The organism is Vibrio sp. SG41-7 (genome assembly GCF_014164465.1).
Lineage (GTDB): Bacteria > Pseudomonadota > Gammaproteobacteria > Enterobacterales > Vibrionaceae > Vibrio > Vibrio splendidus.
This window is the reverse complement of record NZ_JACJFF010000416.1, coordinates 1-267: the sequence shown is the minus strand read 5'-3', so window position 1 is coordinate 267 and position 267 is coordinate 1. Positions and strand designations below refer to the sequence as shown.

1 tRNA gene and 1 rRNA gene are annotated in these 267 nt (G+C 53.2%); both read left to right on the top strand.

From position 1 onward, the window contains the following. Window position 1 precedes the first annotated feature (1 nt). A 5S ribosomal RNA gene (gene rrf, locus H5300_RS27420) occupies window positions 2-117 on the top strand. Window positions 118-184: 67 nt separating this feature from the next. Then, a tRNA-Asp gene (locus H5300_RS27415) sits at window positions 185-261 on the top strand. Window positions 262-267: the final 6 nt, after the last annotated feature.

The following is a 267-nucleotide window of genomic DNA, read 5'->3' as shown; positions in this document are numbered from 1 at the left end:
GCTTGGCGACCATAGCATTGTGGACCCACCTGATTCCATGCCGAACTCAGAAGTGAAACACAATAGCGCCGATGGTAGTGTGGGGTTTCCCCATGTGAGAGTAGGACATCGCCAGGCTTTAAATTAAATCTTTAGGTTGACCGACCTGGAGATATGGACGCTCACTTAGTGAGTTGACCACTGCGGAGTGGTAGTTCAGTTGGTTAGAATACCGGCCTGTCACGCCGGGGGTCGCGGGTTCGAGTCCCGTCCACTCCGCCACTTATT